Consider the following 22,607-nt stretch of genomic DNA (forward strand, 5'->3'; position numbering starts at 1 on the left):
AACGTAATTATGGTAAGGATATAGATAAAAGCAGTATGGATAGCTGCCTTTATCGCTATCGTCATTTAGTCGAGAATGCCTTTGCTAGAATCAAGCAATATCGTTCAATATCAACTAGATACGATAAGTTAGAAAGGAATTATGCCAGTATGGTATCACTGGCATTTATGTTAATGTGGCTGCCAATGTATTGTTGAGTAATTTATGTACAGCAAAGATCAACAGCCCCTAAATGATAGAAATTAAACTAGCTAAAACAAAAAAGCCTTTGATCTAACTCAAAGGCTTCTATCTAGGTGTAAAATTTAAAGATTATGCGTTTGCAGCATTATTTACTCTTTCACGTAATTCTTTACCTGGTTTGAAGTGAGGTATATATTTATGTTTCACTTCAACATTACCACCAGTTCTTGGATTCCTTGCTTTACGTGGAGCTCGATAGTTCAAACTAAAACTACCGAAACCTCGAATTTCCACACGATCGTTACTTTCCATAGCTAAAGCGATCTGTTCAATGATATCTCTAACTGAATCATCAACTAGTTGAACAGGGAGGTGTGTTCGCCAGTTAACAATTCGTTCTACTAAATCTGATCTGTTCATGATCACTCCTAATTTATTTATGTGGCATGTAACTATTTCATTTTATCCCATAAAAGAAAAAGAGGGCAAGCCCTCTTTACTCTTTACATAAATATTTTTTACTCAGTTTTTGATGCAGCTTTGAATGCTTCTGCCATTGCATTAGTAAATGATGCATCTTCTTGAGTTGCTGTGTTGTTTACTGCTGCAAGAGCTTCTTTCTCATCAGCTTCATCTTTCGCTCGTACTGATAACGAAATTGCACGAGTTTTACGATCGATGTTAACAATTTTAGCTTCAACTTCATCACCAACTTTTAATACAGTTGTTGCATCTTCAATACGTTCACGAGCGATATCTTGTGCTTTTAAGTAGCCTTCAATACCTTCAGCGATTTCGATGGTTGCACCTTTAGCGTCAACTGCACTTACTGTACCTTTAACTATTGTGCCTTTTTTATAGTTAGAAGCAAAGCTACTAAATGGATCATCTTCTAATTGTTTAATACCTAGAGAGATACGTTCACGTTCTGCATCAACTTGTAAAACAACAGCTTCGATATCATCACCTTTCTTATAAGCTTTAACAGCTTCTTCGCCAGGCATATTCCAAGAAATGTCTGAAAGATGAACTAAACCGTCGATACCACCATCTAAACCGATAAAGATACCAAAATCAGTGATTGATTTGATCTTACCACTAACTTTATCACCTTTATTGTGTGTTTCAGCAAATTGTAACCATGGGTTTGGTTTACATTGTTTAAGGCCAAGAGAAATACGACGACGTTCTTCGTCAATTTCAAGCACAACAACTTCAACAACATCACCTAAGCTAACAACTTTAGATGGATGAATATTTTTGTTTGTCCAGTCCATTTCAGAAACATGAACTAAACCTTCAACACCTGTTTCAATTTCAACAAAACAACCGTAGTCAGTTAAGTTAGTTACTTTACCTGTTACTTTAGTACCTTCTGGATAACGTTTAGCGATTGAAACCCATGGATCTTCACCTAATTGTTTTAAGCCAAGTGATACACGTGAACGATCTTTATCAAATTTAAGTACTTTAACAAGTAATTCTTGACCAACTTCAACCACTTCACTTGGGTGTTTAACACGTTTCCAAGCCATGTCAGTAATGTGAAGTAAACCATCAACCCCACCAAGATCAACGAATGCACCGTAATCGGTAAGATTTTTGATGATACCTTTAACTTCAGAACCTTCTTGTAGATTTTCAAGAAGTTGTTCTCTTTCTGCACTATTTTCAGATTCAATAACTGCACGACGTGAAACAACAATGTTGTTGCGTTTTTGATCTAATTTAATAACTTTTAATTCGATTTCTCTATTTTCAATATGAGAAGTATCGCGTAATGGACGAACATCAACAAGTGAACCAGGAAGGAACGCACGAACGCCATTAAGATCAACCGTAAAGCCACCTTTAACTTTACCATTGATAACACCTAAAACTGTTGCAGCATCTTCAACTGCTTTTTCTAGTGTAAGCCATGCTTCATGACGCTTAGCTTTTTCACGAGATAAGATAGTTTCACCAAAACCATCTTCGATTGAGTCAAGCACAACATCAACAACGTCGCCGACTTGAACTTCTAATTCGCCTTGGGCATTTTTAAACTGCTCTACTGGAATCGCTGATTCAGATTTTAAACCAGCGTCAACTAAAACAACATCTTTGTCGATTGCAACGACAGTACCACGGATCATATTACCAGAACGAGTGTCTAGTTGATTGATAGACTCTTCAAAGAGTTGAGCAAAAGATTCAGTCATATTAATATACTTAAGTTAATTTTAACGTCCACATTACATCCTGTCTTGTGGGGTTGTTTATAATACTCCATACATCCTTATAATGGAGCTATGTTCGCGCTATAATTTAAGTTACAACGCAAGTTTTTCGTTTATATACTCAATTGATTGATTAAAAACATCTTGAATAGACAGTGATGTAGTATCAATTATTAGAGCATCAATTGCAGGTTTAAGCGGCGCAACGGCGCGATGACGATCTCGTTCATCACGCGCAGTTATTTCCTGCAAAATTTCGGCGAATTTAACATTATTTTGCTTATCTTGCAACTGTTTCATTCGCCTTTCTGCACGAGATTGGGCACTAGCATCAAGAAATATCTTAACAGGGGCATCACTAAATACTACACTGCCCATATCACGACCATCTGCAACCAATCCAGGTGCTTGCTTAAAGTCACGTTGACGTTGTAATAAAGCTGCTCTAACCGAATTAATTGCCGCCACTTTTGATGCAGCTCCCCCCGTCTGTTCTGTACGAATTTCTTTAGTCACATCAATCTGATCTAATAACACTTTAACATTATAACCTTGCGTATCAAACGTTAGTGGCAAATTCAGAGCTAGTTGTTCAAGTTTATTGGCATCATCTAGCGCAATACCTTGCTTAAGCGCGCTAAGAGCTAGCACACGATAGATAGCACCAGAATCTAAAAGATGCCATTTAAAATGATTGGCTAATGCTTGACATAACGTGCCTTTACCGACACCGCTTGGCCCATCAACAGCAATAACGGGAACAGATTTATTCATTTTATTCTTCGCTTAATCGTTTAAATTGTTCGAAATAATCAGGAAAAGTCTTCATTGTGCATTTAGGATCTAATATTGTCACAGGTGTATCTGAAAGCGCCACTAATGAAAAACACATAGCAATACGATGATCATTATAGGTTTCGATTTCGGCATGGTTTAATTTAACTGGAGGAATAATAGTAATATAATCGTGACCTTCATCAACAGTTGCGCCAACCTTTCTTAATTCAGTTGCCATCGCATATAAGCGATCAGTTTCTTTAACTCGCCAATTGTAAATATTACGAATTGTTGTTGGACCTTTAGCAAACAGCGCTGTTGTGGCGATAGTCATTGCTGCATCTGGGATATGATTCATATCCATATCAACACCGTGTAATTCACCACGAGAGCATTGAATATAATCATCAGCCCAAATAACTTTAGCCCCCATTTTTTCAAGTACATGAGCAAATTGGGTATCGCCTTGTAAGCTATTTTTTCCAATGCCAGTTACTTTAACAGTACCGCCTTTAATTGCAGCCGCTGCTAAAAAATAAGAAGCAGAAGAAGCATCGCCTTCAACTAAATAATCGCCTGGCGATTGATAACACTGATTAGCTTTAACAGTAAATTTTTGATAATTGTGATTGGTAACCAAAACACCAAACATAGCCATCATCTTAATAGTGATATCAATATAAGGCTTAGACACCAAATCACCAATTATAGTAATTTGAGTATCATTTTGTGCTAATGGCGAAGCCATTAACAACGCAGTTAAAAATTGGCTAGAGACCGAACCATCAACTTGGATTTCACCACCAATAAAACCACCATGAAGGTGTAATGGTGGGTATCCTTCATTTTCGAGATAATCAATTTTAGCACCACCTTGACGCAGCGCATCGACTAAATGGCCAATTGGGCGCTCTTTCATGCGTGGTTCGCCGGTTAGCACAATATTATTATGACCAAGGCATAAAGCTGCAGTCAGTGGACGCATTGCTGTGCCAGCATTACCTAAAAAAAGCTCTAATGCATGGTTGGATTGCAAAATACCGCCTACACCTTGCACATCACAAATCGTGCGATCGTGTGATAGCTGATACTTCACACCTAACGCTGCAAGCGCATCAAGCATATAACGAACATCATCACTATCAAGTAAATTCGTTAACCGTGTATTACCTTTACTCAATGCTGATAATAATAAAGCACGATTAGAAACACTCTTTGAACCAGGCAAATTGATAGTACCATTAAATCTTTTTATCGGTTGTAATGTTAAGGATAACATAAGGACTCTCTTTAATATTCTTTAAAATTTCTCTAACGTCGCTTTCAATAAATCAATTGCTTGCTTATCTTTAGCACTATTTTCCCATAACTTATCAAATAAATGGCGATACCGTTTAATTGCATGATAAGATGACGTAATCGACGCAATACCAGTAGTAACATTAGGTAACTCACCTAATCGAAATGGGCTCATTGCTAATGAAATAGGATCCCCATCTTGATAAAAAATCTGAAAAGCAATTGACGGAATAGCTTCTTGTGTAATAGCAATTGTTGGCGCAAGAGATTGTTGTTCAATTAACTGAATTAAGTGATAAACTTCTTTGCGTGCTAGTAGCATTCTTTCCGATTTTTTACCCGGCGAAATAGTTAAATTACCAACCAAACCAATATGTAAAAAACGTTCTACATTACGTAAACTGATTAAATTAATAACTTTTGGAATTGATTGACAGAACTGAGTTTTACGATCTTTTAAAATGGATAAGGTAGTGGCATATTTTTGAGGATCAGCGGGTTTACTCGATTCATTTAACATCATCGCTAAATGAGACAAATAATCAGAAGAAGTTAATAAAAAGGAAAAAGGATCGAAATGAGAATAGATATGAGTTGATTGTTCTTCTAATTGGCGCATACGTTCAAAAAAACCTTCACCACTCGAATAGTATTCAGTATCAATGCCGAGTAAACTAGCAAAAGACGTATCAAGCAAGGAAGCCAATCGCTCTAGAGTTTCAATTTTAACGATCTCACCCTTCTCTAACCGATATACTGCTGCTCTTGAAATTTTAAGGCTTTCTGCAACATCTTCAGCCTTCAAAGAGGCAGCAATCCGATACGCACGCAGACGCTGACCTATAGCACAATAATCAATCGATCCAGTAATCATAATACACTCAAACTATTAGGATTTTGGCAGTGTATCACAAGGTGATAGCAATGCCAATTTTTGGCAAAATGTTTTAGGTGTAGCCTATATTTTTAACAACTATTTTAATAACACATCTTGCAATGCCGATACATTTTCAAATTCAGTAAACTCAGAAATTGCCTCTGGTTGTTTAGCATTATCTTCACGCTTACCAAGAACTTGCGATGCAAATACAAAACCTTTTTTATCCATCACTGAACGGTTATAAAAATCAACTAAATCTTGTTGAGTGATTTTTTTCAATTGTTCAATTTTTTTGTGCCGTGAATCAAACGTAAAACGCGAATTTCGATAGTCAGCCATATAACGACTAAACTCTTCATCCAATGTTTGCGGAGGCATTTTCAATTCATCAAGTACCGCTTTTTTATATTGCTCAATATCTTCTTTAGATAATGCTTTAAGCTTACTTAATATAACAGGATAAAATTCTTGGTAACGCTTAAATAAATAAACTGGATCGTATTGGTTGCTTTGAATGATAAAACTCATTCCAACTGAATCTCCAACTGTAACAGGGCCAGCAAATACAGCGTAGCCGAGTTGTTCATTGGTGCGTAACTGATCATAAAACCAAGGTGAAATAATTTTCGACAACGTATAACTTAGCATACTACTAGCAATTCGATCATAACCTGTTGGAATATAGCTCATCATCAAAGCATTATCAGTGCTTTTCGCATATTGAGTCATTTTGGCCTCCAATGATTTTTTAATCTGAATATTATCAACAGGAGTAAATTCAACATCACGCACTAGTGTTTTTTGGATGGAATGATAAAGATCTAAAGAATCCTCGTTAGACAAATTACCCAAGCTAAGCATATAAGGTACTGAGTGGGTTAATAAATTATCGCGATAAGTTAACACGTCATTAATAGTCATGGTTGCTGTAATTTGACGTCTTTCATCCCGTTCAAAATACGGTAAATCTGACAATTCATTAACAGGATTAACCGCCAACCAATAACTTTTAGCATGCTCAGATTTATCCAATTCCTGCAAATACCAAGATTTAGCTAACACTAAGCTTTGATCATCAATCGTCACATTGCGATAACTATTAAGAATTGCTGTCACCATTTTTGGTAAATGCTGACTAAAACCACTGGCTGAAATCATTAAGCCATTATCATCATCCGTTGACAACGAAATACCCGCAACGCCTGCCTGAAATAGTAATTGTTCTAAATTACGACTTGCAATGTAATCAAGTAAATTAAAAGCGACCTCTGCTTTAGCATCACTAAAAGCCTCGTTATTCCGTAACGAAACCACAATCGCCGCTTTAGGTTCAGTTTTGAAATATTGACTAACAAAATGAAGATGATTACCCCGTTTACTAAACCCAGCTGGTTGAGCTTGAGCACGGTTTTGCTTCACAATTGAAAAATCGTCGGGAATATAAGGATTTAATTCAGGTAAACTAAATGTGAAATTTTTGCCTAAAGCCAACCAATTCGCTTTTTGCTCACTAGTAATATTATCGATTTTATAAGGTGCGTCTACAAAATAAGCCGTCTTATTCGTTGTTTGATTTGGTGAAATAATCCAAACTCTAACGTTATCGGGCGTTAGGCTTTTTAAACGAGCGGTGATCGCTGTTTTATCAAAATTATTAGCAATAAAATCAGAATTTAATATATTTTTAACGGGGTACAACAACATCTGATCAGATAGCCATTCCACATAAGACATATCACGCTCAACATCCTGATACTTAAATTCTAACGCTAAGACTTTCTTAAGTTCTTCATAATAAGCATCAGAAATTCCTTGCTTTTGAATTAACTGTAAATAATTAAAAATAGCGCCAATAACTTTATCTTTTTGAGCGAGACCATCGTCGGTTAAGCTCACATTAATACTCAACATACCGCTATTACCATAACGGATAGGGTTGATAGACGAACTAATACCTTCAATAAGCCCCTGCTTTTGTAACTGATCAGACAACGTGTTGGGGCTACTATTATCAATTAAATAAGTAATATATTCATCGCTTTTATCAGCAAATTTATCTAAATTGTTTTCCATTGGAAATTGTAAAAATAGCAATTTCTTAGGTTGCGCTGGCACCATTGCAATCTGTTTGCTTAGCACATTTGGTGTGATCGCTGGCTTATCAACTATTGGAGCATTAATATTTTTATTAGGGATTTTACCAAAAGTGTTTTGAGCTAACTTTGCCAATTTATTGATCGACTGATTACTATAAATTACCCCCACCATGATATTAGACGAATAATAATCTTTATGGAAAGCCACTAAAGCATCTTGTAATTTACTACTTGGTTTATCACTTAATGTTTCTAAATTACCACCCGAAAATTGTGACGATGGGTGATTAGGGTTAATAGTTTCGGAATTAACTTGTTCAATACGAAAACCATCGTTCGATCTAGCCATCGTCATTTCGGCATTAACAGCATTGCGTTCTTTATCGGCAAATTTAGGATCTAAATTGGGCTCGGCAATAGCATCGGCTAAATGATCTAGCGCTTTATCAAATGCACTATTTTCGACCTCAAAATAAAACGCAGTTCGATGTGTGGCAGTACTGGCGTTATAACTACCCGCATGACGACTTAAAAACTGAGAAAAGCTAGCTGGTTCAGGATAATTTTTTGACCCCATTAACACCATATGTTCAGTATAATGCGCCAAACCTTGCTGATCTTTAGGATCTTGCAACGAACCAACGGGCAGTGCTAATGATGCCAATGATTTAACTGCTTTAGGATCAGAAACAAGCAACACTCGCATTTTATTTGCTAGCTCAATCACTTCATATTGACGCTTATCACGTTCGCTTTGTTGTACCTTTTCTATCAAAACTGGCTTTGTAAGCTTATTTTCGATGGCAAAAGATGGTGAAGTGGCAAGCAGTAACCCAATAACCCCACTAAAAATAAAATTAATTAATTTTTTGTCTTTATAAACCATAATATCTGCTCACTCAACTCAGTTTAAAAAATAATACAAAAAGTAATTTAATAAAAATACAAATGTATCTTAATAAAGTCCGTAATTAAAAAATAAAAAATTTAATGCTCTCGAGTTTTTCTAAATTCAACATCAGGATACCGTTCTTGCGTCAAATTCAAATTAACCATGCTTGGCGCAATATAAGAAAGGTTATCACCACCATCTAATGCCAAATTCTGTTCGCATTTACGTTTAAACTCTTCCAATTTTTTCACATCTGAGCACTCAACCCAACGCGCTGTTGTCACATTAACTGGCTCATAAATGGCTTCGACGTTATACTCTGATTTTAATCGAGCAACCACCACATCAAACTGTAAAACCCCAACAGCACCCACAATTAAGTCATTATTGGTTAATGGGCGGAAAACTTGTACTGCGCCCTCTTCTGAAAGCTGAACCAGTCCTTTTAAAAGTTGCTTTTGTTTCAGTGGATCTTTAAGACGAATTCGACGAAACAGTTCTGGTGCAAAGTTAGGAATGCCTGTAAATTTCAGATCTTCACCTTGTGTAAAAGTATCGCCTATTTGAATCGTGCCATGATTATGTAAACCAATGATATCACCAGCATAGGCTTCTTCAACATGTTCACGATCACCTGCCATAAACGTTAAGGCGTCAGAAATATTGATATCTTTAGCAATGCGTACATGTCGTAACTTCATACCCTTTTCATATTTACCCGATACAATGCGCATAAATGCAACGCGGTCACGATGTTTAGGATCCATATTGGCTTGAATTTTAAAAACAAAACCACTGAACTTTTCTTCTGATGATTCGACTTCGCGCTTATCGGTTTGACGAGGTTGAGGAGTTGGTGCCCAAGCTGTTAAACCATCAAGCATATGATCCACTCCAAAATTACCCAATGCCGTACCAAAAAAGACTGGCGTTAAATCGCCTGACAAGAAAGCATCTAAATCAAATTCGTTTGATGCGCCTTGCACTAATTCAAGCTCTTCACGCAGTTGCTGCGCTAAATCATCACCCACCGCTAAATCCAAATCAGGGTTAGTTAACCCTTTAATAATTCGCACTTCTTGTATTGTATGACCTTGCCCTGATTGATAAAGATAAGTTTCGTCTTTAGCTAAATGGTAAACACCTTTAAATAACTTGCCACAACCAATCGGCCAAGTAATAGGGGCGCACATAATATTTAACTCGTTTTCAACCTCATCAAGCAGTTCCATTGGATCGCGAATATCACGGTCTAACTTATTCATAAAGGTTAAAATTGGTGTACTGCGTAATCGTGTCACTTCCATTAATTTGCGAGTACGATCTTCAACCCCTTTTGCTGCATCAATCACCATCAAACAACTATCAACCGCTGTTAGCGTACGATAAGTATCTTCAGAAAAATCCTCGTGCCCTGGAGTATCTAATAAATTAACTAAGCAATCATTATAAGGAAACTGCATCACAGATGTAGTAATTGAAATACCACGTTGTTTTTCCATTTCCATCCAGTCTGATTTCGCATGTTGGGCATTAGCGCCACGGCCTTTAACTGTACCTGCTGTTTGGATTGCATGACCAAATAACAATACCTTTTCGGTAATGGTTGTTTTACCAGCATCGGGGTGAGATATAATTGCAAAAGTGCGACGTGCATTAACTTCGTCTAAATAAGCTTGTTCTGTCATAAAACTGTTTTAACCCACACAAAAATAATCGCATATTTTAGCAGGTATCTGCCTATTTTGCCATTGATGTTATATGTAACGTTATTTGCCTTATTTATTTATCTATGCATAATATTTACTCTAATAAGTAATGCACTATTTACTGCTTCTTGTTAAAAAGTTTCGGGTAACTATGTGTTTAAGTATAAAACTGGAATTTGCTATGAACATTCGTGATTTAAAATTGTATTTACATTTATGCGAAACCTGTCACTTTGGTATAACGGCAAATGCTATGCATGTTAGTCCATCAACCTTATCAAGGCAGATCCAACGACTTGAAGAACATTTTGGTCACCCGCTATTTATTCGCGACAATAGGCAAGTACAAATCACTTCGGAGGGTGAAAAAGTTAAACGTTTTGCTCAACAAGTAATAAATATGCACCAACAACTAAAATATGATTTAGATCAATCTAACCAACAAATTGTCGGTGAACTCACTCTATTTTGTTCAGTCACCGCTGCATATAGCCATCTACCTGAAATACTTGATCGCTTTAGGATCCACTATCCTCTAGTTGAAATCAAACTATCAACGGGTGATGCTGCTGACGCTGTAAAGAAAATTCAAGCAAATGAAGCCGATTTAGCTATAGCAGGCAAACCAAAACAGCTCCCTACTGGTATTGAGTTTTTAAAATTTGGCGAAATTGAAATGGTATTGCTAATACCTAAACTTAATAGCACGTTTAGTGACAGATTACATCAAAAACAGCCTGACTGGCATAATATTCCCTTTATATTGCCTGAACATGGCCCTAGTCGCCACCGTATTGATTTATGGTTTAAGCAAAGAAAAATTTCTAATCCCAAAATTTATGCTACGGTCGCAGGACACGAAGCCATTGTATCGATGGTTGCTTTAGGTTGTGGGGTAGCCTTATTACCTAAAGTCGTAATGGACAATAGCCCTGAACGAATAAGAGAGCGCATAACCGAATGGTCAACAAACTTAATGGAACCGTTTGATGTTGGTATTTGTGTACAAAAAAGAAGATTATCAGAGAAAATCATTGCTGCCTTTTGGGCAATTTGCAATCTCAATTTACCTAATAACGCATAACAAAAATATAGTGTATAATTACACCTCAAAAAATTAAAACTATATAACGTGTTAACTAGCATATACCTAATTTTTTATTAAGATTTTATGTAACAGAATAACATTGCATGGTATTGAAAATGAAAAAGATAAAATTAAGAACGTTAGCCTCATTGATATTTTTTGCCGCTGTTACTATGCCATTAATGGCACAGTCCAATACCACAAAATCAACCACCTCTAACACAAAAGCTGACGGCAAAACGGCAACGTCAACCACAACTATAACAACCGATACTGAAACTAACAGCAGCACGCCATCCCCAATTGATAACACAATTAAAAAACCAAAGTGGCTAGTCCGCAATACATTAGCTTATTATGATGGTGATAGTGATGACCTTGTTACAGCTGGACTTGGGTTTACCCCATTATCAACCACTATTATCGTGCCAGAAGTTGAAATTCCAGCTAAACCAAACTTTCAAGAACGCCGACAAGCCAAACTAAATCGCTATATTGACACCAAAATTGGTGAAGGAACACTATTTGGTTTTAGAAAGCAAGAACTAACCCCTTTGTTTGACGGTAAAATTGCAGGTACCGAAATATCAGCTGTACAAAGACAAGACGGTGTTGGCATGTTGCTACAAATTCCACTTGATTTTAACAAAAATAAACCTTGCATTGTTGCGGTTCCCGCTAGTGATTCGGATGGAGTATTTAATACCAAAGATATACAAATTCGTGGATTGTGGGGACTCCGTCACAACTGTGCAGTAGTATATAACGACAAAGGGCTAGGTAACGGCATTTATGATATTGAACGCAAACTTGGGTTCACCGTATGGGGAGAAGTGCAAAATGGTAACATCTTATTTTCTCCTTGGATTAATAATGAAGAAAAATATATTAAAAAATATCCCCACCGCTATGCTATAAAACAACTACACTCGCAACTCAATGCCGAAGCCCGCTGGGGGGAACACGTATTAAAATCCCTAGAATTTGCTTTTTATGAACTTAATATTAAGTTTTCACCGAATGATCAAGCTATATTCAACAAAGACAACACTCTGGTTTTAGTCTATGGCGCAAGTGATGGTGGTGGAGCAGCATTAAAAGCTGGCGAATTAGATGATCAAAATATGATTGACGGTATTGTTGCAGTTAATCCACAAATTCAACCAAATCTTGACAAAGCCTCAGTTAAACTCAAAATCGGCAACAACAACTCGCAAAAGTTAGAAGCCAAATCTATTGCTAATTACAGTGCTTATGGTGCGTTATATATACCATGTGCCATACCAGCCATAACAGCTTATAAAGACGATGCTTATGTACCTTATGCGGATTATTTTCTTTATTCGCAAGAGCGCTGTAACGCCCTTAAAAAAGCAAAGTTACTTACTACAGGAACACCAAAAGAAGCGCTAGAAAAACTACATAAAAATGGTTGGACACCAGAAATGGACATCCAACTACCCTATTTTTACTACACTGAATCCATTGGTCTACCTTATCAATATATTAGTGCCTATGGCAAATATAGTGTCACCGAAAATATGTGCAATTTTTCGGTAGCAAGCACCCAGCAAAACCCAATTAACAACACAGGAAAAGTTGCACCATTAAAAGAAATTTCGTTTGAACAAATATGGGGAATGGCTAACGGTCATTTACCGCTTTGGAATGGCCGTAATGCAACGGTTTTGGATCTAGTTGAAAACGAAGATCTCAACACCCCAAGACGTGAATTTTATTCTAGCTCGCAAACGAAAAATACAATCGATTACGGCACCAAAGGATCGATCTGTGTTTATAAAAAATCACAAGAACCACGAGTTAACGAAGGCATAAAACAAGTTATGGCATCGGGTAACTTACATGGTATAAAAACCTTTATTGTCCATGGTCGGAACAATGTTAAACAATTACCAAACTATACATCGCGCGCTTATGTCGCATTAAACAGCTTGGTTGAAGGTAAACAATCACAACTGCGATACATTGAAGTAGAAAATGCCAGCTACTTAGATGGCAGAGCCCCATTTGACAACACATTACTACCAATTGATTATTATGGCGAAGATGCCATCGAGTGGTTATGGGCTAACTTAACCAACAACGCTACGCTACCAGTAAGCCAAGTTGTACGTACTAAAACTCGTGGAGGCAAAAGTGGTTATGCGCCACAAATAACCAACAACAACCTAAAACCGATAGCCCAAACGCCAAATAGCAACAGCATTATCCAAAAAACGGATGGCAAACTGATATTGCCAAATTAACAGTAAATATCTAAAACACTACTGGTTTAAGCACAGCGGCTTGAACTGGTAGCACCAAAATCCAGTTTAGCTGGTGCTATCTTTTACTATTAAACAGATTTTGGGATATAACAAAAAAAATAACGACTCTAATTGAGCATAATGCAGCTTAACATCAACAATTGTTTCTTTTAACAAATATAATTTTGGTCGTCTATTTGCCATGCCACTAAGGACATTACCAACAAAGTCAATAAAAGCATAATTTTCGAGCCACTCCCCTTGCCACATTGAATTCATAAAATGCTGATAATCTGCCGGATAAACGTCAATATAAGGTTGGATATGAGCTTTTGTTACTTGATTAAATTGAGACACACTCGACAACAAACCATAATTAGCCCAATGCTTTGACAAAAAATGATCCCACACAATATCTAATGTAATGGGTGCAACTCGCTGATGCGATTTTCTAAACAGCAGCTTAGCTTTCTTAACTTCAAGCAGGCTATCGGTCAATCTATCAATTTTACGGTGTAGCATAATGCCATCGGCAATATTAGAGTTATAAATTAAATAAGGATCACCTTTAACAAAATCAGCTACTGTATTACCAATCAACGAACTACGTGCTATCGTAGCCAAATGTAAATGAGCAAGAATATTCATAAAAGTAACCGTTAATTATTCACGATGTTTAAATTCGCCTTCGACGAAACCTTCTCGCCAATAACTAGTAATATGAAAAGCATCAGGCGACAAATGTATATATTTATCTTTAATAGCATGACGCACAGATTGTGCCAACGAACGCTCCATTCCTCCCCAAAACAACAACTTATTTTGCTCTGATAAATCAGCATTAATTACCGCATCAACTAATTGAAAGGGATTATCCCTATTTTGTATAAACCAATTCACCTTAATATTTTTATTATCTGGCAACGGCACTATATCACTTTTATGATTAACCTGTATAAAGGCAAAAGCCTTCTGATTTTGGGGTAGATGTTCAAGCGTATAACATATGGCGGGCACAGCCGAAATATCCCCCATTAACACCAAACAATTATCAGTAAATCGCAACTTGCTAGCTGCCGCAATCAAACCGATTTGGTCACCAATCTTAGCTTTTTGCGACCACACTGAAGCCAAACCTGTATCATGAACAGCAAAATCAACAAAAAATTGATTAGAGGCACGCTCAAATTCGCGCACACTATAACTACGAACTAGCTGACGTTGCTTATCACCAACAGCGATTTTATTATTATCATCAAGTTTAGGGAAAGTAATTACATTGGTTGAAGGATCAGGAAAAAGCAATTTTAAATACGGACAAACCCATAATGGATCGATATTCACTGATTTATCGCTACTAAACTGTATGCGAATAAAACTGGGAGATATTTTTTCAATATTCAATACTGTTAATAACGCATTGACGATGACTTTCTTATTGAATTTGATTTTTCCTATTTTTTCATCCATCAGCAGATCCTTATATTTATTGCTAAATGGCATCATCATACAACAAAATATATTAGAATAATGCTATTTTTATAATTGAAAAAATAGATAAACTGTAGGAAAATGCCGAGTTGTTTACACTTCATGATTAAAATAATCATCTAAAAACTCATAAGCTTTTTTCCTACAAATAAGGAGCAAATTAAGTCTATAAACTTATCACAGATAGAACTTTAACAACTACATGAGTGGCTTTCTGAACTTGCATTAATTCCAACTTGCATTACTAACTCTATTTTTTGAAACTATTGCTTTGTGAGAGTTTTGACAATTTAAGCTATCACCATCAATTTTACCGTTAAAAATTACTTGCGTATCGTATTGATTTTATTAAATTTTGGTCTTGTATGTTAAACAAAATATACAAAACCAAAAAATAACCACATCAATCTAACTTAGGATGCTGATCGACTAAATTCTGACGCTGTTGTTGTAATGTTTCGATCTGCTGTTCTATATCTTCGACTCTTTGTTCTATTGAGTCAAAGTGATCCGATAATATTTCTTTTGCCTCTGACCTGTCTGATGCTGCAGGCGTTGCGCCGCGGAGTGGACGGTTTGCGGTTTCTTTCATTTTTATGCCTGTAAGTAAACCCACTAATGCCACAACCATTAAATAATAAGCTGGCATGTATAAATTATTACTTTCTTCAACCAACCAAGCCGCCACTGTTGGAGTAGCACCAGCAACTAATACCGAGATATTAAATGATATAGCTAGAGCACTGTAACGAATACTAGTCGGAAAGATAGCCGGTAAAATTGAGGCCATAACACCAGTAAAACAGTTAAGTAATACAGCTAAAATCAATAATCCTAAAAAGATAAGACCTATAATATCACTATTGATCATAACAAATGACGGATAAGCAAGAATTAATAAACCTAAGCTTCCCCCAATAATGAACGGTCTGCGACCTATTTTATCGCTAATAAAACCAATTAATGGTTGAACAAATAACATACCTATCATGATAGCAATAATAATTAGTACGCCATGATCTGTATCGTAATTTAAGTTATGAGATAAATAACTAGGCATATAGGTAAGCAACATATAATAAGTCACATTAGTAACAATCACTAACCCTACACAGACTAATAGGCTTTTCCAATATTTGATAATAATCTGTTTGAAAGTCATTTTAGGTTGATTAGTAATATGATCGCGAACATTTTGATCCATCAAATCGGTATGCTGTTGAAATGCAGGTGTTTCATCTAGTGCATGACGTAAGTAAAGCCCAATTAGTCCTAGCGGTAAAGCGAATAAAAATGGAATTCTCCAGCCCCAATCATGAAATGCAACTTTGCCAAGAATACTAGATAAAAGCACGACTAAACCTGCTCCAACTAAAAAACCAGCAATCGAACCAAAATCTAACCAACTCCCCATAAAACCACGTTTGCGATCTGGCGAATATTCGGCAACAAATATAGCCGCACCAGAATATTCACCCCCTATTGAAAATCCTTGCGCAAATTTAGCTAGCAATAATAATATTGGTGCAGCAATACCAATCGAGGCATAAGAAGGAATTAAACCAATACAAAAAGTGCTTAACGACATAATAATGATGGTTATTGATAATACTTTTTGGCGTCCAAATTTATCACCAAGGATCCCAAACACTAAACCGCCTAACGGTCGAACTAAAAATGGTACGGAAAACGTGGCGAGTGCAGCAACCATTTGCACACTAGGGGATGCATCAGGGAAAAATACTTGCCCTAAAACATAGGCTAAAAAGCCATATACACCAAAATCAAACCACTCCATCGCATTACCAAGTGCTGCTGCGGTAATGGCTTTTTTTAACTTGCTATCATCAATTATAGTAATATCGTTGATGTTTAATGGTTTATTTTGGGACTGTCTTATTTTTTTCATAAAATACCGCCTGTTTACATACAAATAATAAAAAGGAATGATGCAACAAGGTAAACGGTTACCTTTTAATACACAAAGAACAATACTTTTTAGATTACACTTTGAAAAAGTGTTTATCAGTTAATTAAAATTGAAGCAAAATACAGCAAAGATAAAAAAAGAGGATAATAAAAAAGCAAAAACTAATGTTTTATTGTTTGTTTTAATTTCTACTAAATAACAACAAAACAATTCCTTTTTGTGAAAATTGAGTGCTAATTATAGCAAAATAACCTCATTTTGTAAAATTTTCTTGATTTTTAAGTTAAAACTAAAGCTATTTTAAAAACGATTGTTTGTATTATTAACTATTTCCGTGAACAAAAATAGATCCCAATAACTATTAGTACTATCGACACAATATGAAAATACGCAACTGGCGTATGTAAAAATAGAATACTGAAAATTCCTGCTGACAAAGGGATAATATGAGTATAGATTTGCCCACGTGTTGCGCCAATATCCATAATACCTTTATTCCAAAATAAATAAGATAACCAAGACGCAAAAATAGCAATATATAATAAGCCAAGCAAAAAACTTGTTGAGGTATAATGCGCTAGGTTGGAAACTGGGTAAAAATAAAAATACACTAACGCAATAGGAAGTAACATGACCGAACCCAACACGGCACTAACAGTCACAAAAGCATTGCCAGATATAGATTTATCTTTTAACCGTATAAATGCGCTATAACAAGCCCAGCTCATTGCTGATGCCATTGCCCACAAATCCCCTTTATTAATATTACTCAACTCACTTAAATTGGTTAGATTTCCTTGTAAAATCAAATAAATCACGCCAATTGTACTAAATAGCACGCCTAAAATATTATTTTTTGAAATCGTATCATTAAATAACAATTTATTCATAACCAACACCATACATGGTGTTGCAGAAAGGTAAATTGATGCATTAAGCGATGAGGTATATTGCAATCCAACATAAAGTGTTAATGGAAACAAAATCTGCCCAAAAATGGCTAACAAACAAATGGGACCAATTGATTTTCTAATTTTGGATAAGTCATTACGAACTTGGCGTTGATATAAACACAATAATAACAGCGCAGTAATAACCCAACGACCTTCGGATATTACCATAGGATCGGCTTGAGTAACTAAAACACGTCCAACAACGTAATTACCACCCCAAAAACAAGCCGCCAAAGTAAGCAATAAATATGGCATAACAATACCCAAATATTAGTATGAAGATATAATGGTATGAATTCTATTATATACCTAAAAAAGCAAGAAATAACCAAATTTACAAACAAATACTTTACTTATTTTTATATGGTTAATTTGTTCAATTTATAACAACGCTAATAATTTAATCTAGAATACTTATTTGTTATCCATTAAAATAATTAAACTAAAACTGACAAGGTAATTCCTATGCGCTGGAGAGACCAACGAGAAAGCGATAACATTGAAGATCGTCGCTCACAATCAGGAAGTGAAATAGGAACAAGACTTCCAATTGGTGGTAAAGGTAAGGTTGTTTTATTTATTGTAGTGTTAATTGCTGGCTATTATGGTGTTGATTTAACTGGCTTGCTAGATTCAACACTAATTGATACGAACAGTACCGAACAAAATACTAATCAATATTCAATTGATGATGAAGATGCCGTCAAATTTACGTCTATCATTTTAGCGAGTACTGAAGATTATTGGCATCAAGAATTTCAACGTTTAGGTAAAACCTATACTCCCCCTAAGTTAGTACTTTATAAAGGCTCTACAAGAACATCTTGTGGCACAGGTCAAACCTTTATGGGACCATTTTATTGTAGTATTGACAAAACTGTCTATCTAGATATGTCTTTCTATCAAGAGATGAAACAGCGACTTGGTGGTGGTGGCGACTTTGCTCAAGGTTATGTAATTGCGCATGAAGTTGGTCATCATGTACAAAATTTGCTGGGCACATTTAGCCACGTTGAGCAATTAAAACAAGGTCAGTCCACAATCACAAATAACCAATTGTCGGTTAAATTAGAACTCCAAGCCGATTGTTTTGCTGGCATGTGGGGCAATGCAACAGCAAAATCGGCTGGATGAAGGTGATATTGAACAAGCTTTAAACACCGCAAAAGCCATTGGTGATGATCGCTTGCAACAACAAAGTGAAGGTTATGTTGTACCTGATAGTTTTACCCATGGTACATCTAAGCAACGTTATACTTGGTTTAAACGTGGGTTTGATAGTGGTGCAATTAACAAATGTAATACATTTGCTCAATAAGGAAATAATATGTTAGAAAAGTTAGTTAATCGCGTTTTACTAGTCAATGATGATGGCTTTGATGCACCTGGTATTAAACTATTGCAAGAAGTGGCAAAAAAGATAGCTCACGAGGTTTGGGTAGTTGCACCAGCCATAGATCAAAGTGGAGTATCTTGTTCAGTGAGCTTAAAAACGCCATTTAGAGTTGTTCAACGTGGAAAACAAGAATTTGCCGTTTATGGCACACCTGCCGATTGCTCACTATTTGCAATTAAATATTTGATGGCTAACAACCTACCCGATCTAGTACTATCTGGAATTAATAATGGTTCAAATGTGGGATTTGAAACAGTGTTATCTGGCACTGTTGGTGCGGCAATGATGGCTATGACTTTGGGCATTCCTGCAATTTCATTGAGTCAATTAACCAGTGAAGATAACCAGCCAACTGACTGGAGTTGTGCTAAACATCACGCTCAAACAGTTATTGCTAAATTACTTTCGTTACCATCTGCGCAAAATATTTGTTTTAACGTTAATTTTCCAGCATGTACAGCACAACAAATTAAAGGTTTGAAAATAACAAAACAAGGCGATAGCGATGTAAGTCGTTTTATGGTGATACCAACACAAGATCCCGAAGGCAACGATTACTTTTGGTTTAGAGCAAAACGCAATTTACAAATACTTGATGACAATAAAGAACTTGATGCTGCTAATGCCAACTTTATTGCCATTACGCCATTGGGTTATGAAAGGACCGATTATGCCTTTTATGAAAAACTGTTAAACACATCTAATCTTTAATTGTTTCAGTAATTTGTCTTCCTAACTATTAAGAAGACAAATTACACTTAATTAATTATTTATTTACTATTGATTTTGTTATTAATTATCTAACTATTCATCTACTTTCAGCCCACGTTAGTTTTTACATCTTTCACCAACGTACAGAATAACAATGATATCGCAACCATTACTAACGCAATCCAATAGATAACCTGATGTCCATAGGCTTCTGATACAAATCCTTGCAACATTCCAGCTATAATTATGCTGAAAATAATACCATTATTAAATAAAGTAGAAGCCACTCCCATTCGAGTAGGCAATAAATCCTGAAAATAGATAATACCAATGTTAGCTACAATACCAATAAATAGAGCATTAAAGAGCTGTAATGCTAATAAGGCATATTTACCAGTACAAAAAATCATACCAAGATAAAAAATCAAACCGCAAACAATCGCAATAAAAAACAGATTTCGTTTACCTAAATGGGGTACTAAATATCCAGCGATGAGCATAACTGGAATTTCGATACCAGCAGCAAGCCCCATCAATATACCCGGCAATGAATCTGAAAGATGTAATACAACATCAACATAAATTGGCATATCAATAATATACATCATATTTGCTGTCCACATAAATACCGTAGATAGCAATAAACAAAGCACATTTCTATTCTTCCAAAGTGGTTGATTTGCTGCTTGTAACTCTGCTTCGTTATTTAGTTGTGAGGTGGGATTTTTTTCAACCGAAGGTAAAAAAACAGCAACAAACAGCATCGCAACCATAAACATGCACATGCCCGTTAAATACATTGCCGTAAAACCAAAATTAATAGCTAAGCCAAAAGAAATTGGTGGGCCAAATACCCAAGCAAGCGAAAGTTGAGCTCGAATAAGTGAATTAAATGCCACAACATTACGCCCCGTTTTAACAGCATATTCGCGTGCTAAAGCAAAAATTTGTGGCATAGCGGCAGACGATAACGCAGCAAACAAAACACCCAGCGTGATTAACACCAAATAGTGACGTGTAAACGCAAAAGTAATGCTATTAGCAATGCCCATTAAACAGCAAAATATAACAATATAACGTCTATCACCCTGTTTGTCGGAATATTTAGCTAATAGAAAGCTACCCACAATACTGGCTAAAGCATTAACAGAAAAAAAAAGTCCAACTAGCCGTGAATTAACATTAACTTCAAAAGTTAAAAATCGACTTAAAGTAGGAGATTGTAAAGCACCAGCAATACCGACAATAAAAGTTGTGACTAGAAATGCGACAAAAATAGTGCTTTGCTTTTGGCGAAAAGAAGATACATTAGCCATAATAATACACAATAGATGAATTTACGTTAATTATATACATAAAATCAGCATAAACGTAAAAAAATTAAGGCTAAAATAAAGTTGATTAATTTTTTTCTGATTTATTACGGATAATAATCAACATTTAACTACTATTGCCATTACATGACCCTCTTTATTTATTTGGTTGCCCTTGTGCCACCACCAACCACACTTTCAGCGTCGGCGGCGGGGGGCGGCGCTATTGTGGCTTTGCCACAACGGCGCAACCCTAAGGGAAACGCCCCAACTTACGCGGGGGCTTTATTCTTTGTTATATTGTCCTCTCAAGCACCATAACCACCCCCGCGCCCTAAGGATTAAGAACTAAACGCTAAGAACTAAGGTGCGGTGCAAACAGCGTAAGAACTGTAGGAAGCGCTGCCGCTGTAGACGTAGCCGTAGAACGAGTAGACAGAGAACTGGGTGCTACCTGCCGCGTCGCTCGTCCAGTAGTCGTAGTGGACGAAGCCCGCATCAGCGTAGTTGACCATGCGGCCCCACTCCGTGAAAAATCCTGCCCCTATGTGACGCTGGTAATTATTATCTGATGAACTAGGTGTGGCGCCTGAAATAGGAGGATTATCTGTTCTGACCGCATTGGTTAAATCACTTACCCGTGGCATACGATAACCCAAACTTCTACACCATATTAAATGGTCACTATAATCTTTCTTTACACTCCCCCGATTGACGAACCACTGCCTTAACTTAAAACCATACCGAACCTCATTACCATTACTATCCCTACCCACCAACTCGAAGGTCTGTGGCAAAGATGGACGTGTAAGTGAACCAGGATTACTTGAGCTTATCTGACTACTACTTGCCCTTGGACCTGTTAATGTTACCCGTGTGTCTAAACCAACCCTACTCACCGTTGCTCCCAAACTACCTCTTGTGTTAACTGTCCAACTCAACTGACCTCCGCCAATACCACCTATGTCCAAATCAAAATACAATCCATCTGAACCTGTAGTAGGAAAGTTTCTGTCGTAAGATGATGGGTTTGTTGACTGAACTAAAAAACCTTTCTCAGGATTCCATATGTTAGATGGGCCTGCGTAGTCGCGTGTGCCAAAGTATAGATTCGGCCTGACCGAACAAATAACCGGCTGTGACGGCAAAGTGATATAATAAACCGCTGAGCCTCCGTAAAAACGACTACTATTTGGCACTCCATACTGTGTAGTTAAACTTCCCCCTGTACTATCTAAAGTGACCTTATAAGGCGCTTTACATATATCTAATGTATCACTACGATTAACCGTGCTACCGTTTTTATCCTTTATTGCTAACGATATACTCCCTGTTGCAGTAACACCATTTGTACCCTGTCCATCCCCATCATCATCTCCCCACTTCCCTTGGCTGATTAGACTA

Annotated in this window: 17 protein-coding genes and 1 pseudogene; 5 read left to right on the forward strand and 13 right to left on the reverse strand. The window is 36.5% G+C overall.

What is annotated here, in order from left to right:
• Positions 1 to 197: transposase (locus A9G31_RS11300; RefSeq protein WP_141671306.1), on the forward strand; the 197-nt coding region annotated here is incomplete at its 5' end.
• Between the two features lie 115 nt (positions 198 to 312).
• Here A9G31_RS11300 and ihfB read toward each other — a convergent pair.
• From ihfB to prfC, 7 genes are all read right to left on the reverse strand, one after another.
• A complete protein-coding gene (gene ihfB, locus A9G31_RS00110) occupies positions 313 to 603 on the reverse strand; it encodes an integration host factor subunit beta (RefSeq protein WP_034912930.1) in 291 nt (96 codons plus the stop codon).
• A 98-nt stretch (positions 604 to 701) separates the two neighbouring features.
• Entirely contained in the window at positions 702 to 2,384 is a 1,683-nt protein-coding gene (rpsA, locus tag A9G31_RS00115; protein WP_065559888.1) for a 30S ribosomal protein S1, read from the reverse strand.
• Between the two features lie 111 nt (positions 2,385 to 2,495).
• Positions 2,496 to 3,176, reverse strand: coding sequence for a (d)CMP kinase (gene cmk / locus A9G31_RS00120; RefSeq protein ID WP_065559889.1), 681 nt, complete (start codon positions 3,174 to 3,176; stop codon positions 2,496 to 2,498).
• Position 3,177: 1 nt separating this feature from the next.
• Positions 3,178 to 4,458 (reverse strand): 3-phosphoshikimate 1-carboxyvinyltransferase, encoded by a 1,281-nt coding sequence (aroA, locus tag A9G31_RS00125; protein WP_065559890.1) that lies wholly within the window; start codon positions 4,456 to 4,458, stop codon positions 3,178 to 3,180.
• A 21-nt stretch (positions 4,459 to 4,479) separates the two neighbouring features.
• Positions 4,480 to 5,352 (reverse strand): helix-turn-helix domain-containing protein, encoded by an 873-nt coding sequence (locus A9G31_RS00130; protein WP_065559891.1) that lies wholly within the window; start codon positions 5,350 to 5,352, stop codon positions 4,480 to 4,482.
• Between the two features lie 99 nt (positions 5,353 to 5,451).
• Positions 5,452 to 8,340, reverse strand: a complete 2,889-nt coding sequence (gene ptrA / locus A9G31_RS00135) for a pitrilysin (protein ID WP_065559892.1) — start codon at positions 8,338 to 8,340, stop codon at positions 5,452 to 5,454.
• Positions 8,341 to 8,441: 101 nt separating this feature from the next.
• Positions 8,442 to 10,034 carry a peptide chain release factor 3 gene (prfC, locus tag A9G31_RS00140; RefSeq protein ID WP_065559893.1) on the reverse strand — a complete coding sequence of 531 codons (1,593 nt, stop codon included), beginning with the start codon at positions 10,032 to 10,034 and terminating at the stop codon, positions 8,442 to 8,444.
• 202 nt (positions 10,035 to 10,236) lie between these two features.
• Between prfC and ilvY the strand changes: the two genes are divergently transcribed.
• Together ilvY and A9G31_RS00150 are read left to right on the forward strand one after the other, a co-directional pair.
• The gene (gene ilvY, locus A9G31_RS00145; protein WP_065559894.1) at positions 10,237 to 11,139 is read left to right on the forward strand and encodes an HTH-type transcriptional activator IlvY; all 903 of its coding nucleotides are present in this window, start codon (positions 10,237 to 10,239) and stop codon (positions 11,137 to 11,139) included.
• A 119-nt stretch (positions 11,140 to 11,258) separates the two neighbouring features.
• Positions 11,259 to 13,409 carry a 3-hydroxybutyrate oligomer hydrolase family protein gene (locus tag A9G31_RS00150; RefSeq protein ID WP_065559895.1) on the forward strand — a complete coding sequence of 717 codons (2,151 nt, stop codon included), beginning with the start codon at positions 11,259 to 11,261 and terminating at the stop codon, positions 13,407 to 13,409.
• Between the two features lie 66 nt (positions 13,410 to 13,475).
• On the opposite strand, the gene A9G31_RS00155 is transcribed toward A9G31_RS00150, so the two are convergent.
• The 4 genes from A9G31_RS00155 to A9G31_RS00170 form a co-directional block, all read right to left on the reverse strand.
• Positions 13,476 to 14,057 (reverse strand): acyl carrier protein phosphodiesterase, encoded by a 582-nt coding sequence (locus A9G31_RS00155; protein WP_034912961.1) that lies wholly within the window; start codon positions 14,055 to 14,057, stop codon positions 13,476 to 13,478.
• Positions 14,058 to 14,072: 15 nt separating this feature from the next.
• Positions 14,073 to 14,879, reverse strand: a complete 807-nt coding sequence (locus A9G31_RS00160; protein ID WP_065559896.1) for a siderophore-interacting protein — start codon at positions 14,877 to 14,879, stop codon at positions 14,073 to 14,075.
• 424 nt (positions 14,880 to 15,303) lie between these two features.
• Positions 15,304 to 16,809 (reverse strand): glycine betaine/L-proline transporter ProP, encoded by a 1,506-nt coding sequence (gene proP, locus A9G31_RS00165; protein ID WP_065559897.1) that lies wholly within the window; start codon positions 16,807 to 16,809, stop codon positions 15,304 to 15,306.
• A gap of 347 nt (positions 16,810 to 17,156) precedes the next feature.
• Positions 17,157 to 18,038 carry a DMT family transporter gene (locus A9G31_RS00170; RefSeq protein ID WP_065559898.1) on the reverse strand — a complete coding sequence of 294 codons (882 nt, stop codon included), beginning with the start codon at positions 18,036 to 18,038 and terminating at the stop codon, positions 17,157 to 17,159.
• A gap of 210 nt (positions 18,039 to 18,248) precedes the next feature.
• On the opposite strand from A9G31_RS00170, the pseudogene ypfJ reads away from it, so the two are divergent.
• Together ypfJ and surE are read left to right on the forward strand one after the other, a co-directional pair.
• Positions 18,249 to 19,101 (forward strand): annotated as a pseudogene (ypfJ, locus tag A9G31_RS00175) (KPN_02809 family neutral zinc metallopeptidase).
• 9 nt (positions 19,102 to 19,110) lie between these two features.
• Positions 19,111 to 19,890: a 5'/3'-nucleotidase SurE gene (surE, locus tag A9G31_RS00180; protein ID WP_065559899.1), complete on the forward strand. Its 780-nt coding sequence runs from the start codon at positions 19,111 to 19,113 to the stop codon at positions 19,888 to 19,890.
• A 107-nt stretch (positions 19,891 to 19,997) separates the two neighbouring features.
• Here the strand turns inward: surE and A9G31_RS00185 are convergent, their stop codons facing one another.
• Positions 19,998 to 21,206: an MFS transporter gene (locus A9G31_RS00185; protein WP_065559900.1), complete on the reverse strand. Its 1,209-nt coding sequence runs from the start codon at positions 21,204 to 21,206 to the stop codon at positions 19,998 to 20,000.
• Positions 21,207 to 21,565: 359 nt separating this feature from the next.
• A partial coding sequence (locus A9G31_RS11685) for a hypothetical protein (protein WP_176700321.1) occupies positions 21,566 to 22,607 on the reverse strand: 1,042 nt, incomplete at its 5' end.

Source organism: Gilliamella sp. Gris1-4, assembly GCF_001690335.1.
GTDB lineage: Bacteria > Pseudomonadota > Gammaproteobacteria > Enterobacterales > Orbaceae > Gilliamella > Gilliamella apicola_P.